Origin of the sequence: Isoptericola sp. NPDC057391 (genome assembly GCF_042668085.1) — a bacterium.
Lineage (GTDB): Bacteria > Actinomycetota > Actinomycetes > Actinomycetales > Cellulomonadaceae > Isoptericola.
The window spans coordinates 1-1,815 of record NZ_JBHVBO010000324.1 but is presented as its reverse complement, the minus strand read 5'-3'; the positions used below and the strand labels follow the sequence as shown (position 1 = coordinate 1,815).

Annotated in this window: 2 protein-coding genes; both read left to right on the top strand. The window is 73.8% G+C overall.

The window, feature by feature from the left end:
* Positions 1-340: DUF1697 domain-containing protein (locus ACFUVW_RS20730; RefSeq protein ID WP_430573180.1), on the top strand; the 340-nt coding region annotated here is incomplete at its 5' end.
* A 46-nt stretch (positions 341-386) separates the two neighbouring features.
* The gene (gene nhaA, locus ACFUVW_RS20725) at positions 387-1,763 is read left to right on the top strand and encodes a Na+/H+ antiporter NhaA (RefSeq protein WP_430573179.1); all 1,377 of its coding nucleotides are present in this window, start codon (positions 387-389) and stop codon (positions 1,761-1,763) included.
* Positions 1,764-1,815: the final 52 nt, after the last annotated feature.

Here is a 1,815-nt window from a genome sequence, read left to right as displayed (position 1 = left end):
GCTCGGTGGCGACCTGCGCGCGGTCGCCCTGACGGCGGACCGCGCGGCCGCCGTCCTCGCCGCCGACCCGTTCCCCGGCTCCGTGGCGGACCACCCCTCCCACGTGCAGGTGCACCTCTCCCCCGAGCCCGTGGACGCCGACGCGCTCGCGCGGCTGGTGGAGGACCGGCCGGAACGGGTCGCCGTCGTCGACGGCGTGCTCTACGTGGACTACGTGGTGGGCATCGGCCGCTCGAAGCTGACCCCCGCGCTGGTCGACAGGGCGGCGGGCACCTGGACCACCGCGCGGAACTGGAACACCCTGACGAGGCTGGTCGCGATGGCCCGCGAGGCGACCTGAGACGCCGGGGCCGGCACCCGCCACCGGACGTTAGGCTGGCCCGCGGGTGAGCCGGGAAGTCTGGTCGGTGGCACCGGCTGCGACGCCGGTACGACCATCGACCCCACGACCGGACGGGAGCACCACCCTGACCTCCGAGACCGCCACCCAGCCCTTCGGCACCCGCCTGCGCCGCTTCGCCTCCCGCGAGACCACCGGCGGTGCGCTCCTCATCGGCGCCGCCCTCCTCGCCCTGATCTGTGCGAACGCCCCGTGGCGCGAGTCGTACTTCGCGCTGTCCGAGGCGGTGCTCGGCTTCGACCGGCTGGGGCCGTTGTCCATGCACCTCGACCTCACGGTCGCGGAGTGGGCGGCGGACGGCCTGCTCGCGATCTTCTTCTTCGTCGTCGGCGTGGAGCTCAAGCACGAGTTCGTGGCCGGCAGCCTGCGCAGCCCGAAGGAGGCGGGCGTCCCGATGATCGCCGCCGTCGGGGGCATGGCGGTGCCCGCGATCTTCTACGCGGTGATCGTCGTCGCGCTGGGCGAGCCCGCAGCCCTCCAGGGCTGGGCCATCCCCACCGCCACCGACATCGCCTTCGCGCTCGGGGTGCTGGCCGTGTTCGGCAAGGGGCTGCCCGTGGCGGTGCGCACCTTCCTGCTCACCCTCGCGGTGGTCGACGACCTGCTCGCGATCATCGTCATCGCCGTCTTCTACACGGCGGAACTGCACTTCGGCTACCTCGCCGCGTCGCTCGCCGTGATCGTGGTGTTCGGTCTGATCGTGCGGTCCCGCCGGCCGTACTGGTGGATGCTCGTGCCGCTCTTCGCGGTGGCCTGGGCGTTCATGCACGCGTCCGGGGTGCACGCGACCGTGGCGGGCGTGCTCATGGGCTTCACCGTCGCGGCCCGGCCCACCCACGGCGAGGCGGTCCCCCGTACGCACCGCTACGAGCGGGCGGTCAAGCCGTGGTCGCAGGGCGTCGCGCTGCCGGTCTTCGCGTTCTTCGCGGCGGGCGTGGACCTGGTCGACGGCGGCGGCGTCACCGAGATCCTCGGGCAGCCGGTGGTCCCGGCGATCACCATCGGGCTCGTGGTGGGCAAGCTGATCGGCGTGCTGGGCACGACGGCGCTGGTCACGCGACTCACCCCGCTGCGGCTCGCGCAGGGCATCGGCGTACGCGACCTGCTGCCCGTCGCCTTCCTCGCCGGCATCGGGTTCACGGTGGCGCTGCTCGTGTCCGAGCTGTCGTTCGGCCACGCCTCCGAGCACACCGAAGGGGCCAAGGCCGCCATCCTGCTGGGTTCCGTGGTCGCCGCGGTGCTCGGCGCCCTCACGCTGCGCTGGGACGCCCGGCGGGCCCGCACGTCCGACATGAACCTCGACGGCGTCGACGACGCCGTCGCCGACTTCATCGGGGACGAGAAGGACCGCAGGGAGCACTGAGGGCGGCCGGCCCGCGGGCGGGGATCCGCGGCGCGGAGCCGCCCGCCAGCGC